3 protein-coding genes and 1 pseudogene are annotated in these 1624 nt (G+C 47.4%); 3 read left to right on the top strand and 1 reads right to left on the bottom strand.

Annotated features, from left to right (window positions below; translation table 11 throughout):
* Window positions 1-178, bottom strand: a pseudogene (locus VB081_RS06765) (co-chaperone GroES); the annotation flags it as partial.
* A 297-nt stretch (window positions 179-475) separates the two neighbouring features.
* On the opposite strand from VB081_RS06765, the gene VB081_RS06760 reads away from it, so the two are divergent.
* The 3 genes from VB081_RS06760 to VB081_RS06750 all read left to right on the top strand — a co-directional run.
* Entirely contained in the window at window positions 476-925 is a 450-nt protein-coding gene (locus VB081_RS06760; protein ID WP_323400067.1) for a deoxycytidylate deaminase, read from the top strand.
* A 17-nt stretch (window positions 926-942) separates the two neighbouring features.
* Window positions 943-1296, top strand: coding sequence for a DRTGG domain-containing protein (locus VB081_RS06755; protein ID WP_323400066.1), 354 nt, complete (start codon window positions 943-945; stop codon window positions 1294-1296).
* A gap of 2 nt (window positions 1297-1298) precedes the next feature.
* Window positions 1299-1624: ATP-binding protein (locus VB081_RS06750; RefSeq protein ID WP_323400065.1), on the top strand; the 326-nt coding region annotated here is incomplete at its 3' end.

Here is a 1624-nt window from a genome sequence, read left to right as displayed (position 1 = left end):
TTTTGACTTCCATTTTGATGTCTTTGCCGTCGACAACGCCGCCCGGTCCAACCTCAACCACCTCAGCTACCTGGGGTTTTTCCTGCGCCGAGCCCGGCAGTACAATGCCGCTCTTTGTCGTTTCTTCCGCTTCGACAGATTTGATGACAACTCTGTCGCCTAAAGGTTTAATAGTCATATCCATGCCTCCTGTGAATTAGTTTTTAAAATTCTTGTTAGCACTCGAAATAGGTGAGTGCTAATTTCTATTCCTATGATATATATAATCATGAAATAAATCAAATAACGAAATTCTAGCAAAAATGCTGTATTTTAATATTGCGAGTGATTATTCTATGCTATCTTCCGAATACTGCTAAAATATCTGATTTGCTGATGTATTTGCCTTCGACGCACAAACATGAAACCATGTAAAATAATGTATAATAGCAAATCACTTCGAATATATATATAATGTTCATAAAGGGGAATAAGCATGGATAAGTGGGATAAACGTTTTATGGATCTCGCGGGGGAGATCGCACATTGGTCGAGCTGCTATAAACCGAACCGCAGTGTAGGAGCGATCATTGTAAAAAACAAACGGATCGTGACGACGGGGTATAACGGCGCGCCATCCGGCATCGACAGCTGCAAGGAACGCGGCGAATGCCTGCGCAACAATCTGGGGATTGCCTCGGGAGAGCGGCATGAGCTTTGCTATGCGATCCATGCGGAGCAGAACGCGATCATTCAGGCGGCGAAGCTTGGCGTTGCGATAGACGGCGCGACGATGTATTGCACACACCAGCCATGCTCGATCTGCGCGAAGATGATCGTGAACGCGGGAATTGTCCGTATCGTATACAAATACCCTTATCCGGATGATTTTGCCAAAAAGATATTTGAACTGGTGGATATGCAGATCGAACAATATAAGGACTGAGTTCCTGGGAGGTTTTTATGGTCGTAAAAGAGATCGTCAATTTGCTCAATGCCGAATTCCTTTGTGGGGAAGACAAAGCGGAAATGGAGATTCAGTGCGCCTGCGGCGCGGATATGATGAGCGACGTGCTCGCCTTTACCAAGCACGACGCTATTTTGCTGACAGGCCTTGTCAATAACCATGTGATCAGGACGGCAGAAATGATGGATATACAGTGTGTGCTTTTCGTTCGTGGGAAGCGACCGCCGGAAGAGATCGTGGATATGGCGAAGGAACGCGATATGGCTCTTCTAGCAACAGAGCAGCCGATGTTTTCGGCCTGCGGCGTGCTTTACGCAAGCGGTATCAAGGGCGGAATGCGGGAGGTATAATTATGATATACTCCCAAGAATATGATGTGGCAAAGGACGACTTTGTCGCAGCGGGTGAAGTATCTGCTGAAATCAAAGGCAAGCTGAAAAAAATGGGTGTTGACCCGATGCTGATCCGCAAAATTGCGATCGCCTCTTATGAAGCGGAGATCAATATGATCATCCACAGCTATGGCGGACAGATGAAACTCAGTATCGGCGACGATGGGATAGAGATCACCTGCAAAGACGTTGGCCCGGGCATACCGGATATCGATCTTGCGATGAAGGAAGGGTATTCTACCGCGTCCGACACCGTGCGCGAAATGGGTTTTGGCGCGGGCATGGG

This window comes from Christensenella sp. (genome assembly GCF_034927525.1).
Classification (GTDB): domain Bacteria; phylum Bacillota; class Clostridia; order Christensenellales; family Christensenellaceae; genus Christensenella.
This window is presented reverse-complemented; position numbering and strand designations above follow the sequence as displayed.

Bases quoted from the DNA above. Each gene is read 5' to 3' on its own strand.
- VB081_RS06755 (WP_323400066.1), top strand. From the start codon at position 943: ATGGTCGTAAAAGAGATCGTCAATTTGCTCAATGCCGAATTCCTTTGT.
- VB081_RS06760 (WP_323400067.1), top strand. From the start codon at position 476: ATGGATAAGTGGGATAAACGTTTTATGGATCTCGCGGGGGAGATCGCA.